We start from the raw sequence: 19313 nt of genomic DNA on the forward strand, positions 1-19313 counted from the left end.
AATGAGAGCTCGACCAGAAATGGTTGGGCTTTTGTTGTCCAGTCGCATTTCGTGGCAGGATGAACCTTGTATGGTTATGAGGACAGGAAGATATAGGCGATTGTGGACCTTGTCATTAGGGGGAACAGTAAAAGAAAGTCAAACTCCAGAGCAGAGCATCTAAGAAACCCCTTACAAAAATGAACAATTACGTATAGTGTTAAAAAAGGGTTTGTTCCGTAGCTCAACAGCGTTATGATAAAGAACGACAAATAGAAAAGGGAGTGGTAGGAATGTACGGATGGATCATCCTGTTTGCCTTTTACGGTATAGGTGTTATCTTTCATAATTACCTGTATATTCCTCTTCCAGGCAGTCTCATTGGGCTTATACTTTTGACAACGAGTTTGGTAACAAAGTTGGTACCATTGCGATTAGTGGAAGGGGCGGCAGATTTTTTACTCAAAAACATGCTCTTGTTTTTTGTTCCTATTATCGTTGGAGTTACACCTTATTTTCATTATTTGGAGCAAAAACCGCTTGCCATCCTTGTGGCATTAGTGGCAGGTCCAGTAGCTGTCATGATGGTAACCGGAATTGTGGTCCAAAAATGGCGTGACTGGGAAAAACGAAAAGAGGATGTACTTCTACAGCAAAGTGAACGGGGGGACTGAGGATTATGTGGGAGGTTATCGCGATTCTCCTAACACTAGCTGGTTATATGGTAGCTAAAATGGTATCAAAAAAATATCCGTTTGTGCAGCCAATGATAGCAGCGTCGATTTTAGTGTGGTTAGTGTGGTGGCTCATCAATAGTGATTGGCAACTCTATGATAAAGGGGGCTCGTATATTTCTTTCTTTTTAGGGCCGGCAACAGTAGCGTTAGCCATCCCATTGGCAAAACAATTTAAACAGGTATTAGAGCTGTGGAAAGCTATTTTAGCTGGTGTCGCTAGCGGATGTATTGTGGCGATTTCTTCATCATGGTTCATGATTTGGATAATGGGAGGAGATCAAACCCTGATTCGTAGCATGATTTCTAAATCAGTCACGACTCCTATCTCGGTTGAATTAACCAATACAATTGGAGGAATACCTGCATTAGCGGCCTTATTTACAGCCGTAACAGGTATTGTGGGAAGCTTGTTATATCGGCTTGTCATACGTGTGGGACGCATCTCAGATGATTGGGCCATTGGATTAGCAGTGGGAACCAGCGCTCATGCAGTCGGCACAGCAGGTATGATGAATCAGAGTCAACGAAAAGCTGCGGCGTCTAGCTTGGCAATGATCTTAGCGGGAATTATTACATCTATATATTTTATCCCGATTCAGATGTTGCTTTCTTAACCATCGTGCAGTTTATTTAACACTTATCGAGCAACAAAAGCTTTGCCTATAATGGAACTAGAACTACCTATGCGTATTTTTGCATGCCACTAAATCTTCTTCTTGCGAGGTGTTTAACGGTTATTCGTCACGTTAATCCTTCAGATTATGCAATCATATCACCGCTTATTAATGAGTGATGGGGTGGTAGACAGATGGCGGACATGCTCCCTAAATTATTTTTTGAGCATTTTACTCATACAGCTTCATTGCTGAAAAGAATGGCGAATTGCTAGGCTTCTTAATTGGTTTTTTGTCTCAAACTCATAGAGATGAAGCTTATATTCACTTTGTAGGTATACATATTGAGTAACGGAAAAATCAACTGGGAAAACGCTTGTATGAGCCAATTTTTTCAAAAGGTGTTAGAAAGTAATCGCAATGTTGTGCGCTGCGTAACGTCGTCTGTCAACAAGGCTTCATAGCCTATCATCAGGAAATGGGATTTGAAATCGAAAAAAGGATACAGAAGTATATGGCATTTTTTGTTTTTACTGACTATGGTGGAAAAATGAGCATCGTGTTTTATTTGTGAAGCAATTAACCGAATCAAATACGTGAAAAAAGGTAAGTAACTATGCGGGAAAACCCATACGTACTTACCTTTTTATTGTGATTTTACTTGCGAAAAGGGGATTTAAGATAAAGGTTATTTGTGTTCTGGGATTAACCACTGAATTCCTTTGGCTATGCTAGAAGCGAAGGGGAGAGCAATTACGGAGCATAATAAGTTAAAAATCGTTTGCGCATGGGCAATTTGCATAGAAGGATTGGTTGTCAATAATCCTGCTAAATAAGCTAGCATTGATACAAATGGGAGGAATACAAGTCCCCCGACTACATTAAATAGCGTGTGGCACCAAGCCACTTGCTTGGAAGCGGTATTTGTGCCAATGCTAGCAATGATGGCGGTGATACAGGTACCGATGTTACCACCTAACACGATGGAGATGGCTGTGTCCATGGAAAAGACTCCGTAGGATATTAATGTCATAGTAATGGCTGTTGTAGCAGCGCTACTGTGAACTAAGGCTGAAAAGACTGTCCCAGTCAAAAGACCAATCCAAAGAGAGTGCTTGCTTTCAAGAAATAAGGTTCGGAACGTTTGTGAGTTTTCTAACGGCTTGGCAATGACTTGCATCGTATCAATGCCTAGAAATATGAGGCCAAATCCTCCAATAATTAGTCCTATTGCTTTTGATCTACGCTTGGGCTGTAACCACATAGCCACTCCGATCAATAACATAGGAACGGCAAAATCCTCGAGATGTAGCGCAATTAATTCTGTAGTAATCGTAGAACCTACATTGGTACCTAAAATGATTCCAATAGTCTGTGAGAAGCCAATAATACCTGCTTGCGTCAGCCCGATTGTTAAGACCGTAACAGCCGTAGAGCTTTGCAAAACAAAGGTAGAAAAAAGACCAGAAAAAAAACTATGTGTTGTTGAACGGGTAAAACGTGTTATAATCAGTTCCATTCGCCGTCCTGCTAATTGATTAAAGCCAATTCTCATAGCGTACAGTCCAAGCAAAAAGAAACTGAGTCCCATGAAAAACGGCAACAAGATGTGATATAACATGGACAATTCAATTCCCCCCATGAAAGGTACCTTATAATACGCTATGCTTGTACATAGACAAGCATGACTAGGAGGATATAGAGAAGTGACGAAAGTATTATTGCAACGAAATCGTAAAAAGCGTTTGGAGGCAGGCCATCCTTGGGTGTTTCAATCCGAAGTATTGGAGATTCAGGGAGATTTTCTAGCTGGGGATATCGTAGAAATTTGTAATCATCAAGGACATTTTTTAGCAAAAGGCTATATAAACCCTGATTCCCAGATGATCGTGCGTGTAATGAGCTATAATCCAAAAGAAGAGATTGATTATGACTTTTTTGTTCGTCGGTTCCGCGAGGCAAAAGAAACACGTGAACGCTTTGTAGACAATCCTAGAGCTTGTCGCGTCATATATGGAGAGGCAGATTTTTTACCGGGTCTTATTGTGGACCGTTATAACGATGTTCTGGTTATGCAAGTTCTATCTATGGGGATGGATATCCGTCTCGATATGATTAAAATGGCTTTGATAGAAGTATTTGAGCCCGCCGGCATTTATTTGCGCAATGATGTACCTGTGCGAGAGCTAGAAGGATTGGAACAAGGAAAGGGCGTTTTGTATGGAGAATGCCCGGCTGAGATTGAGATCGAGGAAAACGGTTTGAAATATGTCGTGGATATTGTGGAAGGGCAGAAAACAGGTTTTTTCTACGATCAGCGTGAAAACCGAGCAGCGATTGCTCCATTAATGACCAGTTGGGGAGAAAAACATGGCATCAAGCTTTTACCAATAGGCGAAGATGATGAGCCTATCTACGACAAAAAAGGTAAAAATCGCGATGTGTTACCAAAGATGGATGAGGCGGGTCAACCAATCCAGCGCCCAGTAGATAGACGCGGTAAAGTAGTGAAAAATCCATTTTGGGATGGAGCAGAAGTATTGGAATGCTTTACACATACGGGTTCCTTTACTCTAAATGCTTGTAAGCACGGTGCAAAGAAGGTAACAGCACTTGATATCTCGGAACATGCTATCGAAACAGCAAAGCGCAATGTAGGACTTAATGGATATTTACATCGAGTTGATTTTGTGGTAGCAAATGCCTTTGATTATCTGCGCGAAAATGTGGAAGCGGGTAAGAACTGGGATGTTGTTATCCTAGATCCTCCAGCCTTCGCAAAATCTCGTGGTGCGGTAAAAGGTGCTTGCCGTGGTTACAAGGATATTAATCTACACGGCATGAAACTAGTACGTCCAGGGGGGTACTTAGTAACAGCATCATGTTCGTATCATATGTCACCAGATTTATTTCTGGAAACCATTCAGCAAGCAGCATATGATGCGAAAAAGATTTTACGTTTAATAGAATGGCGTGGCGCTGGCAAAGACCATCCGCAAATTAGTGGAGCGGATGAAGGACACTATTTAAAATTTGCGATTTTTGAAGTAAGAGACCGTAAATAAGAGAAGTAACTCACGGCTTTTGTAAAGAAAACAGGAAGCATCCTCTCACTATTAAAATGAAAGTGAAAAGGGTGCTTTTTTACTTAGACTTACCTCTGGAAGTTGGAAATAAAGGGAGTGTACAGTGATCAATTGTCTTTTTTGCTTTTCACTTGTCTCTTCAGGATATTTCATTGAGCTTCGTAGCAAGTACTTGAAACTCTTGCTAGTTTACTTTGTTAGATTATCCAAGAATTGTTGCACGTCCTCATCTGCTAACGATGCAGCAACCGGCTGATAGTGACTGGAATATGGATTGCTAAAACCATGAAGGGCTGGATACTGTTTTAAGATAACCTCCGGGGTTCTGGCTAGTGTTTGCAATAAAGCAGAGAGATCAAATGCAGGCTCAGACTGTCCGTACAGAAGGAGAACAGGGACTTTGGGAATGATGTTCGTATAGTGACGGATACGGGAACCGTAGTAACCAACGCTACCATCGCATAGGCCTGTGTACCCTGCTAGTAACCAAGCGACTGTTGCGCCAACGCTGAAGCCCATCACAACAATGTGTTGGTATAAAGGACGTTGATTTTGTAGCACTTCAGCTACTTGCCTAGTGGCTTGTTCAAAGCCAATAGACATAAAACGTTGGTAAGCCTGCTCTTCTTCTTTTTGGAGGAAAAAAGGTATTTCTTTGTACCAGGAGAAGCCGAACACATCCCACGATTGATTGGCATACTGTCGGCAAACCTCTAGCATGTGCTGATTAAGCCCATATATCTCAGGTAGAATTACCAATAATCTTTTTTCGCCACTACGCAAGAAATACATAAGGACATAGCCTACTTTCTCATCCAAATAATTTTGTTCATCATATCAAACGTACTATTATTCTGACAACAGGATTTACTCATAGATTTTTTTTGTATCATTTGTCACGGTATTTACTATATCTTTGCTATAGTTGTTTGGCTGGAACGTTGTATTTTTATTGAAAACGATGTAAAATGGCACGAAATTCAATGATGACCTGTGCAGGTATCTTATTTACATACATTTTGTTGACTATTCTCATTTACTATTCCTCTTTCCTTCTGAAGAATTGTAGTAGACTTAGCTATAAGTACTCAGAGCTGTATTTTCACTTTTCTGTTAACGCGCAGTAACACCTTCGAACCAAGTTAATATACTTCACCTTAATTCATGCAGATAACATGATGATAATGTACTCAGTTCAACTCTCTTTTTACTGGTGAGGGCTTGATTTAGAGATGAGTAGTAGCAACGTTAGTAGCTATCTTAGGTAGGAAAGATTTGTGAGTCTTCTTAGAATTAACCCCATTCACTCTTGTCAGCCACAGTAACATTTTGTATGCTGAGAAAGGAAAATGTGTAGCAAAAGCACTTTTTAGGCTGTGAGCATATGAATAAGAATTAAGCGAATCAGCCGTGTCGAACAGAAGGGAAAGGGGCATATACATGGGAAACAAAATCCGATTGGGCATTATTTACGGAGGAAAGACATCTGAGCATGAGGTATCGCTCTTAACGGCCCTTTCTATTATGAAGGCAGTAGATAAAAATAAATATGAAGTACAACCGATCTATGTACAAATGGATGGGACTTGGTTAAAAGGAGGACCTATCGCAGATCAAGTCCTTGAAAGTGTGAATGTGTTACGCTTAGATGGGGGAGTATCTTCTGGTAGTAATGATCATGATCAAGAAAAGCAAGGGCAAATAACTCATGCGGGTAACCAATCACTGATGGGTAAGCCAGCTAATGTGATGTCTATTCATCAGGAAGTAGATGTTATTTTTCCAGTGATTCATGGACCAAATGGTGAGGATGGTACTGTACAGGGTTTATTAGAATTAGCTGGTATTCCTTATGTCGGTACAGGAGTTATGGCATCTGCAGTGGGAATGGACAAATTGATGATGAAAAATGTTTTTGCTCAAGCAGGTCTTGATCAAGTTCAATACATGGGCTTCTTACGTTCTCAAATCGAGCGTGATGTAGACAGCGTTATGAACCAGATTGAACAAAAGCTAGGCTATCCTTGTTTTGTAAAGCCAGCCAATATGGGTTCTAGTGTTGGAATTACTAAAGCTAAAGACCGAGAAGATTTGCGTGGAGCTTTGGAACTTGCTTGTAAATTCGACCGTCGTATTATTGTTGAAGAGTTCATTAAAGCCCGTGAAGTAGAAATTGGTGTATTAGGGAATGAAGAATTACGCACCTCCGTCATTGGGGAAGTTATTGCAGCCAAAGAATTTTATGATTATGAAGCGAAATATAAAGGTGGAGGCACTGATCTCAAAATCCCAGCTGATCTACCACAGCAAGTAGCCGATCGTATTGCTGAGATGGCAAAAACGGCATTTCAGGCATTGGATGGCTCCGGTTTATCACGTGTTGATTTCTTCTATGATGAGGAGAATGACCGTGTAGTAATTAATGAGGTTAATACGATGCCAGGCTTTACCCCATTTAGCATGTATCCAATGTTATTTGCAGAAGCAGGCATTCCGTATGCTGAACTAATCGATCAACTTGTTCAACTAGGGCTAGAGCGTTATGAAGAAAAACAAAGGAATATTGTAGCAGCTGAAGAGCTAGAATAGAGTGGGAGCCTTCTCGTTTGGGAAGGCTTTTTCTTTACGTCCAATTCTTAGTAATAACGATGTTTTTTCTAATTTGGTCTGATTACATTTTACATTAAGTAGCGTAATGTCCAAATCTTTTGCTATCTATCTTTTTGTTCATCGTTTTTAGGATAGCTAGGATATCTTGTGTTTGGTTTTCTTCAATTCGTTGCAGTAGGTGTGTATGATCAGTTTGGACAGCTTTTACATCATGAAGCTCTTTCTTAATAATACTCAAATCATTCTTAATACCACTAGATTCAGATTTGATCGCATCTAAATCTTTTTTGATATCACTAGATTCAGATTTGATTGCGTTTAATTCTTGTTTGATACCATTAGATTCAGATTTGAGTGCATCTAATTCTTTTTTGATACCACTAGATTCAGATTTAATCGCATCAATGTCTTTTTTGATACTATATGACTCAGATTTTAACCAGTCTATATCTTTTTTAATAAGTCTTGAATCTTGTTTTACAATGTTTAACTCTGCTTCGATACTACTCACTTTTGAATTAATCCCACTTACCTCTTTTTTTATCTCTTTAGTTTCTAGCTGAGTAGCCTTAATATCATGGTTCATGCTGTCGAGTTTGGCATTAATTCCCTGTAAAGCCTCCATTACTGATATGTGAAATTCCATGTCTATCCCCCCTAAGTTTGATTCTAACATACGATATGTTAAGGGGTGACTGCAAAAAAAAACGAGCAAAAAGCGCGATTTCCCTATTTTTTAGATGTTTCGGTTGATAAAGCTTTCTATTTACTATCTTTATTAAAGGATATAAAAAAAGCCCTCTTTAACCCAAGAAGGCTGTATGGATCACTCTTATGTTTGAGGTACTTTATCCCAGCAGGTGTGATTCACGAAGCTTATTACAATCCTCCCTTAATTTAATCTGATCCGCAACCTCCAGAATCACTACTTCCGGAGTCACTACAGCTGTCCCAACTAGTTGATACCTCCCCACAACCTGGTTGAGTATCATTGTGAGACAAAAATGTAGAAGAGTTAGTTGAAAACGAATGATGATCTGTAGATTGTGAACGCGAATGTGAATGGGAGTGGCGGAGTTTTAGCAAGAGGGGGACAATGATTAAGAGTAGCATGATAAGTATTATAATATCAAACAAATTATGTACCTCCGATCATCTTTACTGATGGTTGAGATATTTTTCTTCCTCACTAAGTATAACGTTTGTTTTGAAGGGAAGTTTCAGAAAATGATTAGCTAACAAGGATTAAAAACAAAAAGCACCTCTTTCAGCAATAAATTAGACGCTAAAAGAAATGCTTTACTCAACTAATTCGAACAACATGTAGGATAATTAGGGTTAAAAAGCTTAAATCTCCAGCAAGGAAGGTAGCAGTGTTTCTAGCTTCATGCCTCGGGAAGCTTTTAGTAAAACGGCAGAATGTGGTTTTACTAAAGAACGAAGGTAGACGATCGCTTCTTCCTTAGAGCTAAAATGATGGCTTTCTCCCTTATAGTGCTCTCCAATAAATCGTGAATTCTCTCCAATAGTTACCATACAAGTAAAGCGGTCATCCCACTTTGATACGTATTCTCCTACTTCAGCGTGTAATGCTTGGCTATCTGAGCCTAATTCCAATAGATCACCTATTATTAGTACTTTGGTGCGGTCTTGAAAAAGGTCTGCAAAGTTTTCAATAGACGCCTTCATGGATAAGGGATTGGCATTGTAGGCATCATTAACGATAATCATCCCGTTTTGAGATGTATGAATTTCAAACCGCATACCTGAAATGCTTAGGGTAGCCATTGCTTGTTGAATGTCCTCAAGGCTCATTCCTTGCTCACGGGCAATTCCGATAGCTGGTAAGGCATTAGATACATTATAGGTCCCAAATAGCGGCATAAATACACGCAGGGTTTGCTGATCTTCAAAGTGGACAGTGAAATGCGTACCTTTATCATCTGTAAGTAAATCCGATGCCCATAGATCAGCAGGGCCTTTCACGGAATAATAGCAAATCGGGCTATCAGATAAGTGTTTAACTTTCTGGAGGTATTCGTTATCTCCATTCAAATAAACACGTCCTGCTGGTGCAGTATGCGGCAATAGTTCTGCTTTTGCTAGAGCAATTTTTTCTAGTGAACCAAAGTATTCCATATGCGCCTCACCAATACTTGTAATCACGCTATAGGTTGGTCTTGTAATAGAAGCTAATAAATCAATCTCTCCAGCATGACTCATGCCGAGCTCTAGAACTGCGGCTTCGTGACTATTGTCTACATGTAGGATGGAAAAGGGAAGACCGATATGATTGTTAAAGTTTTTATACGTACTGCAAATAGGACGTGTACTAGCTAAAAGGTGAGAAATCATATCTTTCGTAGTTGTCTTTCCTGTACTGCCTGTAACTGCAATGAATGGAATAGAAAACTGATTTCGATAAGCACTTGATATTTTTTGGAATGCTGTCAAAGTGTCATTTACAAGAATCAGACCGAAATCTTTAGGAAGAGTAGCTGGAACTTTTGACAAGTCGGATACCAGTGTGGCGATTGCTCCAGCTTCCTGAGCCTGCTTGATAAAATCATGTCCATCGCGTGTTTCTACCAGTGGTACAAATAAACTGTCGGGTTGTAATTGACGGCTGTCAAAGTGAGCGCTGGTAACATTGGCTGCGGGATTCCCTTGAACGAGTATCCCTCGCGCCATTTTAGCAATGGTATTTAAAGTAGTGGGTAGCATAGTTTTATTCTCTCCTTGTCATCATTTCTGCTATGTCCACAGATAACGATGGGTATAACCGATATGGATAAAAAATAGCCTATATAGAAGGCATCCCACGTCATGCTAACACGGTGGACGAATTGCCGCAATAGCAAGAACATGAAAAGTGGATAAAATGGAAATAGGAGTATGCGTCTATTGCGGTAGCTGTTTCTATAAGGTATGATAATAGTATGCCTTGCTTGAAGAATCTTTGTAAAAGATACTCAAGCAAGTATTTGGGTTGAGGGTTGGAAAAAGGTTGACCTACCGCCCTTTCCTGATTTATAATGTAGTCTGACAGTCTGTAGAATAATGAACAGTTGTCCCACGGTTTCAAGCGGAGGGAGGGAAAATAGATGGCAGAAGTACGCGTTAGAAAAAATGAATCTTTGGAGAGCGCGCTTCGTCGTTTTAAGCGTGAAAATGCTAAAGCTGGAGTGTTGGCTGAGCTTCGTAAGCGTCGCCACTTTGAAAAGCCTAGCATTGCTCGTAAGAAAAAATCCGAAGCGGCTCGTAAACGTAAGTTCTAATTAACGGGAGGGCTCATCATGAGTGTAATGGAGCAACTCAATCACGATATGAAGCAAGCTATGAAGGACAAATCGGTCTTAAAGCTCTCCGTTATTCGCATGGTCAAAGCCACCATTAAAAACGAAGAGATTAAGTTGGGTCGAGATCTGTCCGACGATGAAGTGCTGACTATCTTGACCCGTGAGTTAAAGCAACGCCGTGACTCCCTCCATGAGTTTGAGAAAGCCGGTCGCGAGGATTTAGCGACAAAGACACGTGACGAGTTGGATATTATATTGGCTTATATGCCTGCTCAATTAAGCGAAGATGAGATTCGTCAAATCGTTCGCGAGGCTGTAGCTGCTGTTGGCGCTACATCCAAAAAAGAGATGGGCAAAGTCATGGGAGCCATCATGCCTAAAGTAAAAGGCAAAGCTGACGGCAACCTTGTCCAACAAATCGTCTCTGAAGAATTACCTTCATAAGCAAATGAAATCCAGTCTCACGCAGGCTGGATTTTTTGCGGTACAGTAAATAAGCAGCCTTGTCAAAGAGAAAGATTTCTCATTGACAGGGCTTTTCTTTGCTTATAAGCGATTTATACAACTTAATGAAACTTCCTTCCTATCTTCTCGTATACCTACATAAGATGTTACAAAACATGATAGGAAAGGAGGAATTCACATCTTGAGACAGCATCTAGCCTTTACTCGCATGTTTACCTGTATGCTCGCTCTTATGATGTTTGCTGGAGGGATGTTGGCTTGGACAGCTTGGTCTCAGCCTGTAGAAGCAGCAGGTAAACGCGTTTTTTATGTGCCTGTTGAGCAAGATATTGAGCGCGGTCTTGAAAGCTTTTTGCGACGTGCTTTTCAACAAGCCAATGAACAACGCGCTGATGTCGTTATTCTTGACATTAATACTCCAGGTGGAGATGTGGTTTCGGCTGGTAATATTGGTGCATTGATTAGGAGTGCACCTATGAAAGTCGTTGCATATATTAACAATCAGGCTTTTTCAGCAGGAACTTATATTGCTTTGAATGCAAATGAGATTGTAATGGAACCAGGAAGTAGTATCGGAGCTGCTGCACCAATTGATGTACAAGGTAATGCTGCTCCAGTGAAAATTACTTCTGGATGGGCTCAAATGATGGAGGAAGCAGCTAAGTTAAACGGCAGAGATGCTTCCGTAGCAAAAGCGATGGTTTATATTGATCAGGATTTTGCTGGATTAAAAAAGAAGGGGGAAGTTTTATCCCTTGGTGCTGAGGAAGCACAGAAACTAGGCTATGCTGATAAAATTGTTCGTAGTAAAGCAGAATTGTTTCAATATGTAGGGGTGAATGAGAGTGAAATTGTACACATTTCTCCTACTCCTACCGAGAAGGTCGCAAGGTTTGTAACCAATCCAGTTGTTCTAAGCTGTCTCTTGTTAATTGGAATGCTGGGAGTCATTATTGAGTTGTTTGCTCCGGGGTTTGGAGTTGCGGGCACTATTGGTATTTTGTCCTTTACACTCTATTTCTTCGGACATTTTGTGGCAGGTTTTGCTAATTGGCTGGATATTGGCCTGTTTATTATTGGGGTCATTTTGATGATTCTAGAAATCTTTTTACCGGGTGGCATCGTAGGCTTCCTTGGGTTTGCAAGCATGTCCACAGGTCTAGTATTAGCTGCTTACGATACAAAACAAGGGCTTACATCTCTGGGGATTGCGGCGATTATTACGCTTATTGTAGCGTTTATACTGGTTAAATATTTCGGATTAAGAGGAACCTGGAGTAAATTTGTTCTAAAAGAGGAGCAGCATAGGGATACAGGGTATGTTGCTCCTAAAAATCAAAATGATCTACTTGGGAAAACTGGTGTAGCATTAACCAATTTGCGCCCTGCTGGAGTGATCTTGATTGGCGAACAACGTATTGATGCTGTAAGTGCAGGTGGATACATTGCGGCTGGCAGCGAAATAAAAGTGGTTCAAGTAGAAGGAGCACGGATTGTCGTGCAAGATTGGAAAAATGAAAGTAAGGGGTAGATTTAGATGGACACAAGCATGATATCTTTCGTGTTTATGATCGCGGTTGTCATCATTGTATTGTCTGTTTTCTTTTCATTTGTACCGGTAATGCTATGGATTTCTGCTTTAGCTTCAGGTGTGAACGTGAGTATTCTAACATTGGTAGCAATGCGTTTGCGTCGTGTAACACCGGCCCGTATCGTCAATCCGTTAATTAAGGCACGTAAGGCTGGACTTGACCTTAATACGAATCAATTAGAGAGTCACTTTCTAGCGGGTGGTAATGTTGATAGAGTCGTAGATGCCTTGGTAGCAGCTCAGCGTGCAGATATTCCACTAGGCTTCGAACGAGCAGCGGCGATTGACCTAGCTGGTCGTGATGTGTTGGAAGCAGTACAAATGAGCGTAAATCCGAAAGTGATTGAGACTCCAATTATTGCCGCAGTAGCGATGGATGGGATTGAGGTACGTGCGAAGGCGAAAGTAACAGTACGTGCGAATATTGATCGTTTAGTTGGTGGTGCTGGTGAAGAGACAATTATCGCTCGTGTTGGCGAAGGGATTGTCACAACTATCGGTTCGTCCAACAAACATAAAGATGTATTAGAAAACCCAGATCTTATTTCACAAACCGTTTTAAATAAAGGTCTAGATGCAGGTACAGCCTTTGAAATTCTGTCGATCGATATTGCGGACGTAGATGTAGGTAAAAATATTGGCGCCCAATTACAAACAGACCAAGCAGAAGCTGACAAACGCATCGCGCAGGCAAAAGCAGAAGAACGTCGTGCTATGGCTGTGGCAACGGAGCAAGAGATGAAAGCGCGCGTTGAAGAGATGAAAGCGAAAGTAGTGGAATCTGAAGCGGAAGTACCACTTGCTTTGGCTGAAGCATTGCGTTCAGGTAAGCTAGGTGTTATGGATTATTACAACATGCAGAACATCATGGCAGATACCGCTATGAGAGAATCATTTGGTGACCCTGAAGGTACGAAGAAAAACGACATAGATAAGAAATAGGTGTTGAGGCAATGGAAACTCTCATCGAGCTGATCATTGGTTTATTAACGGGTAAATTTAATCATAACAAGACACCTAAGACGTATCCGATGCAACCTACGAATAGGGAGCCGGGAGGAATGCTACCACCCTATCAACGTCAGGTAGTAAAACGGAACCCAAGACAGGAAGCAAAACCAGGTGTGTTTGAATTTCCTTCAACGTCTCGAACGCAAAATTCAGCTCCTTACAATACTGACTCAACTAGTTCACCCTCAATGCCAGCAGAATGGCAGGGGACTTATATGGAGGGGCAACCTGCACAGTCAGTGAACGACTCGACACGGGATGGAAGAACTGAACTGGAGAAGGAGCTCGAAGAAGGTCGATCAATGTTAGAAGAGCAGTATGAACCCAATGCCGCTCAAATGGTGTTAGCACCTATCGAGCATAAAAACAGTAAGTTATTGAGCGTTGAATTACATGGATCAACCATTCCTACATCACAGAAGCAAACGGGAGCTACCACTAAAAGACATTCGATTAAACTAGCTGGAACAGCATTAGATGGTATGAGATGGGCGATTATTTTAGGAAAGCCGCGCAGTAAAGATCCTCACCCTACATCAGCCCTTGGCGGCTATAGAATGGGGAAATACCGGTAGCCGTTTACTAATTTTTTCAGCGCTATCAAGCACATCTTTAGCTAATGCATAAAATATTATACTCCCATGTACACTTTCCGCATAAAAAGATAAGGGCAAGATTCCTATGTCGGATTTTTGTTACTATTGAATAGAAGATGCAGGTGTCCAGTGAATTGCACAACCTACCTGCGACATAGCTAACGCTTGTATGCTCTTTAAGTGCTTCACAGCTACGATCCGTCAAAAGGATTGAGGGAGCCTATCTTTTCAATAAGGAGGATATGATCTTGCAATCAGACATTACAATCTTAGAACGATGCTCCACACCACGCGGTGACATTCAGCTTCAGTATCGGAATAACAATTATGAGATTATTAGCAATGGTACTTTTTTAATGGCAACTTATAATGGAGAATCCGAACGTCTTTTGGTTAAGGCATCACTTGACAGCGTTCATCATCCCCGAAAAGTAATGATTGGTGGATTAGGTGTGGGATTTTCCCTTTCAGAAGCTTTAAAAAATAACAGAGTAGAAGAGGTAGTTGTTTTAGAAATAGAGGAAAAGATCATTGAATGGAATAACCGATATTTGGGCGAATATTCTAATCATCCACTCACTGACTCCCGAACTCGTGTTGTTAAAGCTGATCTTCTCCAATGGATTCAGGAAGCTAACGAAAAATTTGATGTGATCTGTCTTGATATTGACAATGGGCCCGATTGGACCGTGACAGAAGCGAACCATTCACTTTATAAGGAATCAGGACTCAACACCTTACTTGGTTTGATGAACCCAGGGGGTGTTATTGCATTTTGGAGTGCTAATTCTTCTGATGCTTTTGCTTTGCGATTATCTGAGTATTTTCATGAAGTAGAAGAGTATAAAGTAGAGGTGGAGCGAGGCGAGCCAGATGTTGTGTATATCGCAAAATTACCGAAATGATTTAGAGGATTACATAAGATAGTGATAACAAAATAGTTAATTAAATCCCACGAAGCTTGCAACCTTATAGGTAACAGAATGTGAAATGCTTGGGGATAACCCTTAGCATTGTATCTAATCGTGCGACTTTACTAAAGCATAAAACATACTTAATGATGAATCAGAATCGTCTTCAATAGATCTATTTATTAGCCCACTTGAGTGTAATAAAGAATACAAAGCCTGACTATGTTTTGTGATCCATGACAATCGGGGCTGTTCTACGCTTGGTTTTTTCCTTCATAAAGGATTGGTCTACATCTAAAACCTACTAACTGAGGACGTGCTATACTATAAGTAATACTACCTACCACTAGATAGGCTAAGTGAACAAAGGAGAGAAAACCTTATGGCCCTCTATGATAAAAAAGGTCCGATTGTTGTGAAGGAAGAACCAGGCGTTACATTTTACTGTATGTGCGGCCTCACAGAGGATGCACCTTACTGTGATGGCTCTCATAATGGACAAGGAACAGGAAAAACTCCGTATATTGTTAGATTTAAGGAAGCCAAGACGGTAAGGATCTGTGGCTGTGGAAAATCGGAAAAATTACCTTATTGTGATGGGGCACATGGACAAGACGAAAAGTAAATGATGCAAGACCCGTATGTTGTACGTAGACATGCGGGTTTTTTTATTTAGAAAAGGAGGCTTTTCTCTTTTCTAGCCATGTAAATTCTTTTAGAGCATGCCTTTTAAACCACTATCTGTAACCGTAGTCCATCAGGAGGTTTTTGCCGTTTTTTAACGTATGAAAATCCCCCTTCCCTTTTTCAAATTCCCAGCATGATAAGCCCTACCCCCTGCATAGGTATAAAAGAACGGATTTTGTTTTGCAAGCACACGGCTATCCCATTAAACAGACTCCGCTTACGCATGTCTAATGCATATGCAAGGAAAAAGGGGGCTTACATATGAAGAAATGGAGCCGCCGACTGCGCCGAATGGCTGTGGGCGTGTTGGATTTACCTCAGGACGTGGTACTTGAAGTCCCGAGAATTACGATGATTGGTCATTTGCAAATGTATATAGAAAACCATCGAGGTGTCCTGCAATTTAGTGAGAACGAGCTTCGTTTATTACTTACAAACGGACAATTGCTTGTCATAGGGGAACAACTGGTGATTCGTGCTATTTTGAAGGAAGAAGTGTTGTTGGAGGGGAGAATCGGCAAGATAACATTCATTCAAAATACGTGACGAGTTTGAGGGGGATACAGATGCGAAACGTAATAAAAGAATGGTACGAGGGTCATATAACAGTAACGATTCGCGGCAAACGGTTTGAACGTCTTATCAACCTAGCCGTCCGCGAAAACATTTTAATGTGGAATATCAAGCGTTTAGGGCCTGAGTTAGGACAGTGTGAGATGATGATTGCCGATTTCTATCGGCTTCGTCCCTTCTTAAAGGAGACAGGCTGCCGGGTGCATGTGACGAGTCGACAAGGTTTACCGTTTTTGTTGTTACGAATGCGAATGAGGAGCGGATTTGTTGCAGGTATTTTTATTTTTCTACTCGGATTGTACATGCTCTCTACGTTTGTATGGCAAGTCGAGGTGCAAGGAACGCATAATATTTCGCCGTATCAGGTGACACAGGCAGCCGAGAAGGTAGGGTTAAGAGCAGGTGCGTGGAAATTAAAAATAGGAGACCCCCAAGAGTTACAGCGCCGTATTTTGGGGTATATTCCAGAAGCCTCATGGGTAGGTGTTGAGTTAAATGGTACAAAGGCCATTATTCAAGTCGTTGAAAAGGTTGATCCGGAAAAGATTGTTGCGCATGAACCTAAACACGTTGTGGCAAAGAAAAAAGCGGTCATTCACAGTATTTTTGCTGAAACAGGTAAGACTATGGTTAAAGCGAATCAGTATGTTGATAAAGACCAGATTTTAATTTCAGGTATTATTGGTAATGAGGAGCGCCAATCGATCGTTGCTGCCCGGGGACAAGTGACAGGAGAGGTCTGGTATCGATCTGATGTGACCGTCCCCTTAATCCAGAACCAGCTTCTTTATACAGGTGAAAAACAGAAGCAACACTTTTTGATTTTTGGATCATCGGCAGTACGTCTTTGGCCGTTTGAAATCAAGTCGTACAAGCATGCTCGTAAAACAGAGAAACGTTTTCAAGCGGCTTTTTTTGACTATCAATTGCCGTTTGGCTGGAAGACAGAAATTGATCGAGAGCTGGAGCCTAAGGTTATCCGAATGAGCGATCGGGACGCTTTAGAGGTAGCCAAACATTTTGCAAAAGCAGATATCTTGAAACGAGCTGGAGAAGATGCGAAGATAAAAGAAGAAAAAGTTTTGCACGTAAAACAAGAGAATGGTAAAGTTTATGTAAGTATCTATTTTTCCGTCATCGAAAATATAGCGATGGACCAACCGATTGTTGCTACGCCACCCGCACTAGAAGACACACCAAACTAAAATAACTGATGGCAAGGAGATGGACAAAGGTTGCAAGTACAAGAAGAAGTAGTGATCCAGTTTGCAGATGCACAGGAAGCATTGCTTTTGTTTGGACCTCATGATTCCTATTTAAAAAAGATCGAAGAAAAAACATCAGCTCAGATAGGAACCCGCACCGGCGCATTCGTCATCAGTGGGGAAAAGGCAGAAGTCGACAAGCTGGCTACGCTATTTGATACTTTATTGCAGCTGATCCGCAGGGGGATTACATTATCAGAACGTGATGTATACTATGCGATGCAGCTAACAGAAAAAGGAGAAGAGCAAGAGCTTCTGCATCTTTATGAAGAAGAGGTAGCACGTTCTCACCGCGGTAAACTAGTCCGCGCTAAAACCTTAGGGCAACGCCATTATTTGTCTGCTATTAAACGAAATGATATCGTGTTTGGGATTGGTCCTGCTGGTACTGGTAAAACATATCTAGCGGTTGTAATGGCCGTACAGGCCCTTAAAAACGGTCGAGTAAAACGAATCGTTCTCACGCGCCCAGCAGTGGAAGCAGGCGAAAGCCTGGGCTTTTTACCAGGTGATTTGCAAGAAAAGGTAGACCCGTACCTACGGCCGCTCTATGATGCTTTGTATGATATGTTAGGAACCGAACAGGTTAGTAAAATGATGGAACGAGGCATCATCGAGGTAGCTCCGCTTGCTTATATGAGAGGGCGTACATTAGAAGACAGCTTTATTATTCTGGATGAAGCACAAAATACTACACCAGAACAAATGAAAATGTTCTTGACGCGCTTGGGTTTTGGCTCCAAAATGGTCATCACGGGGGATGTAACCCAAATTGACCTGCCAAAAGGCAAAAAGTCTGGGCTGCGAGAAGCAGAGCGCATTCTTTCCGTTATTACTGATATTGCTTTTATTGAATTTCAGGATACAGATGTTGTGCGTCATAGCTTGGTTCAAAAAATCATTACAGCGTATTCCAAAGAGGAGCAGCAGATCTAGGCTGGCTCCTCTTGGAGTCTCTTTATGTGATTATACATGAGGTAAAGTTTCAGAAGAAAAAGAGGGAAGAACATTGCTGACGATTGAGATTGTAAATGAGCAAGACGAAGAAATTACGCAAGAGCACCAACAGCTTATTGAAAATTGCTTGCAAAAAGCGGCCCAATTTGAAGAAATTAAGGGTGAAGTAGTTATCACACTTGTTAACAATGAACGTATCCATGAGCTGAATCGCGATTATCGTGGAGTGGATCGTCCTACTGACGTACTATCGTTTGCGCTGAATGAAGAGGGCGAGGGTGACATGGAGATCTTTGTGGAAGAAAGTGAATTTGATGACTATCCAAATATGCTAGGCGATATCATCATCTCCATCCCGCGAACAAAAGAACAAGCACAGGATTATGGCCATTCTTTTGAACGGGAGCTTGGTTTTCTAGCCGTGCATGGATTTTTGCATCTGATTGGCTATGACCATGGGACACCTGAGGAAGAAAAAGACATGTTTACCCGTCAAGAAAATATTCTGCAAGAAGTCGGATTGACGAGATAGGAGCGGTCAACGTGAAGGAATGGCTTCGTTTATGGCGCAGCTTTGGTTATGCTTTACAGGGAATTAACCATGCTGTACGCACCCAACGAAACATGCAAATACACGTAGCAGTTGCACTCGGTGTGGTTATTTTATCCATATGGCTACAAATTACTCGCATGGAGCTGAGCTTGTTACTATTGGTTATTGCGATTGTTTGGGCGCTTGAATTACTTAATACCGCCATTGAAGCTTGCGTTGATCTGGTGACAAAAGAGTACCATCCACAGGCAAAAATAGCGAAGGATGTTGCTGCTGGAGCTGTCTTTGTATCCGCTATGTTTGCCATCGTGATTGGAATCCTCATTCTTGGCCCACCTTTGTATGCCTATTTCTTTACTCGCTAGGACAAAAGAGACGC

The 19313-nt window shown here is 41.3% G+C and carries 20 protein-coding genes and 1 pseudogene; 17 read left to right on the forward strand and 4 right to left on the reverse strand.

What is annotated here, in order from left to right; all coding sequences use genetic code 11:
• The first annotated feature begins 272 nt into the window (after positions 1 to 272).
• The 3 genes and pseudogenes from O0550_RS21735 (at position 273) to O0550_RS21745 (ending at position 1930) form a co-directional block, all read left to right on the forward strand.
• On the forward strand, positions 273 to 653 hold the full coding sequence (locus O0550_RS21735; RefSeq protein WP_003338212.1) for a CidA/LrgA family protein: 381 nt from the start codon (positions 273 to 275) through the stop codon (positions 651 to 653).
• A 5-nt stretch (positions 654 to 658) separates the two neighbouring features.
• Complete coding sequence (locus tag O0550_RS21740) at positions 659 to 1330, forward strand: LrgB family protein (RefSeq protein ID WP_003338211.1); 672 nt, start codon at positions 659 to 661, stop codon at positions 1328 to 1330.
• A gap of 83 nt (positions 1331 to 1413) precedes the next feature.
• Positions 1414 to 1930: pseudogene (locus O0550_RS21745) on the forward strand (GNAT family N-acetyltransferase).
• A gap of 88 nt (positions 1931 to 2018) precedes the next feature.
• On the opposite strand, the gene O0550_RS21750 reads toward O0550_RS21745, so the two are convergent.
• Positions 2019 to 2951 (reverse strand): Na/Pi cotransporter family protein, encoded by a 933-nt coding sequence (locus O0550_RS21750; RefSeq protein ID WP_174250741.1) that lies wholly within the window; start codon positions 2949 to 2951, stop codon positions 2019 to 2021.
• Positions 2952 to 3036: 85 nt separating this feature from the next.
• Between O0550_RS21750 and O0550_RS21755 the strand changes: the two genes are divergently transcribed.
• Entirely contained in the window at positions 3037 to 4395 is a 1359-nt protein-coding gene (locus tag O0550_RS21755) for a class I SAM-dependent rRNA methyltransferase (protein ID WP_258427213.1), read from the forward strand.
• 210 nt (positions 4396 to 4605) lie between these two features.
• Here O0550_RS21755 and O0550_RS21760 read toward each other — a convergent pair whose 3' ends face one another.
• Complete coding sequence (locus O0550_RS21760) at positions 4606 to 5235, reverse strand: dienelactone hydrolase family protein (protein WP_258427214.1); 630 nt, start codon at positions 5233 to 5235, stop codon at positions 4606 to 4608.
• A 621-nt stretch (positions 5236 to 5856) separates the two neighbouring features.
• On the opposite strand from O0550_RS21760, the gene O0550_RS21765 reads away from it, so the two are divergent.
• Positions 5857 to 7005, forward strand: a complete 1149-nt coding sequence (locus O0550_RS21765) for a D-alanine--D-alanine ligase (RefSeq protein WP_258427215.1) — start codon at positions 5857 to 5859, stop codon at positions 7003 to 7005.
• Positions 7006 to 7099: 94 nt separating this feature from the next.
• On the opposite strand, the gene O0550_RS21770 is transcribed toward O0550_RS21765, so the two are convergent.
• Entirely contained in the window at positions 7100 to 7672 is a 573-nt protein-coding gene (locus O0550_RS21770) for a coiled-coil domain-containing protein (protein ID WP_258427216.1), read from the reverse strand.
• 701 nt (positions 7673 to 8373) lie between these two features.
• Positions 8374 to 9750 (reverse strand): UDP-N-acetylmuramoyl-tripeptide--D-alanyl-D-alanine ligase, encoded by a 1377-nt coding sequence (locus O0550_RS21775; RefSeq protein ID WP_258427217.1) that lies wholly within the window; start codon positions 9748 to 9750, stop codon positions 8374 to 8376.
• Between the two features lie 380 nt (positions 9751 to 10130).
• On the opposite strand from O0550_RS21775, the gene rpsU reads away from it, so the two are divergent.
• From rpsU to O0550_RS21835, 12 genes are all read left to right on the forward strand, one after another.
• A complete protein-coding gene (rpsU, locus tag O0550_RS21780; RefSeq protein ID WP_003338202.1) occupies positions 10131 to 10304 on the forward strand; it encodes a 30S ribosomal protein S21 in 174 nt (57 codons plus the stop codon).
• 18 nt (positions 10305 to 10322) lie between these two features.
• On the forward strand, positions 10323 to 10769 hold the full coding sequence (locus tag O0550_RS21785; RefSeq protein ID WP_003338200.1) for a GatB/YqeY domain-containing protein: 447 nt from the start codon (positions 10323 to 10325) through the stop codon (positions 10767 to 10769).
• A gap of 202 nt (positions 10770 to 10971) precedes the next feature.
• Positions 10972 to 12321, forward strand: coding sequence for an NfeD family protein (locus tag O0550_RS21790; protein WP_096886890.1), 1350 nt, complete (start codon positions 10972 to 10974; stop codon positions 12319 to 12321).
• 6 nt (positions 12322 to 12327) lie between these two features.
• Positions 12328 to 13323: a flotillin-like protein FloA gene (gene floA, locus O0550_RS21795; protein ID WP_003338198.1), complete on the forward strand. Its 996-nt coding sequence runs from the start codon at positions 12328 to 12330 to the stop codon at positions 13321 to 13323.
• An 11-nt stretch (positions 13324 to 13334) separates the two neighbouring features.
• Positions 13335 to 13967 (forward strand): hypothetical protein, encoded by a 633-nt coding sequence (locus O0550_RS21800; protein ID WP_258427218.1) that lies wholly within the window; start codon positions 13335 to 13337, stop codon positions 13965 to 13967.
• Between the two features lie 263 nt (positions 13968 to 14230).
• Positions 14231 to 14893: a spermine/spermidine synthase domain-containing protein gene (locus O0550_RS21805; protein WP_003343006.1), complete on the forward strand. Its 663-nt coding sequence runs from the start codon at positions 14231 to 14233 to the stop codon at positions 14891 to 14893.
• Positions 14894 to 15281: 388 nt separating this feature from the next.
• On the forward strand, positions 15282 to 15524 hold the full coding sequence (locus tag O0550_RS21810; protein WP_003338195.1) for a CDGSH iron-sulfur domain-containing protein: 243 nt from the start codon (positions 15282 to 15284) through the stop codon (positions 15522 to 15524).
• A gap of 323 nt (positions 15525 to 15847) precedes the next feature.
• Positions 15848 to 16132: a sporulation protein YqfC gene (gene yqfC / locus O0550_RS21815; protein ID WP_003338194.1), complete on the forward strand. Its 285-nt coding sequence runs from the start codon at positions 15848 to 15850 to the stop codon at positions 16130 to 16132.
• 20 nt (positions 16133 to 16152) lie between these two features.
• Positions 16153 to 17364: a sporulation protein YqfD gene (gene yqfD, locus O0550_RS21820; RefSeq protein WP_258427219.1), complete on the forward strand. Its 1212-nt coding sequence runs from the start codon at positions 16153 to 16155 to the stop codon at positions 17362 to 17364.
• A gap of 30 nt (positions 17365 to 17394) precedes the next feature.
• On the forward strand, positions 17395 to 18360 hold the full coding sequence (locus tag O0550_RS21825; protein WP_003338191.1) for a PhoH family protein: 966 nt from the start codon (positions 17395 to 17397) through the stop codon (positions 18358 to 18360).
• A 73-nt stretch (positions 18361 to 18433) separates the two neighbouring features.
• Positions 18434 to 18913 (forward strand): rRNA maturation RNase YbeY, encoded by a 480-nt coding sequence (gene ybeY, locus O0550_RS21830; RefSeq protein ID WP_003338190.1) that lies wholly within the window; start codon positions 18434 to 18436, stop codon positions 18911 to 18913.
• Between the two features lie 11 nt (positions 18914 to 18924).
• A complete protein-coding gene (locus O0550_RS21835; protein WP_258427220.1) occupies positions 18925 to 19299 on the forward strand; it encodes a diacylglycerol kinase family protein in 375 nt (124 codons plus the stop codon).
• Positions 19300 to 19313: the final 14 nt, after the last annotated feature.

Origin of the sequence: Brevibacillus halotolerans (assembly GCF_026891775.1) — a bacterium.
GTDB lineage: Bacteria > Bacillota > Bacilli > Brevibacillales > Brevibacillaceae > Brevibacillus_B > Brevibacillus_B halotolerans.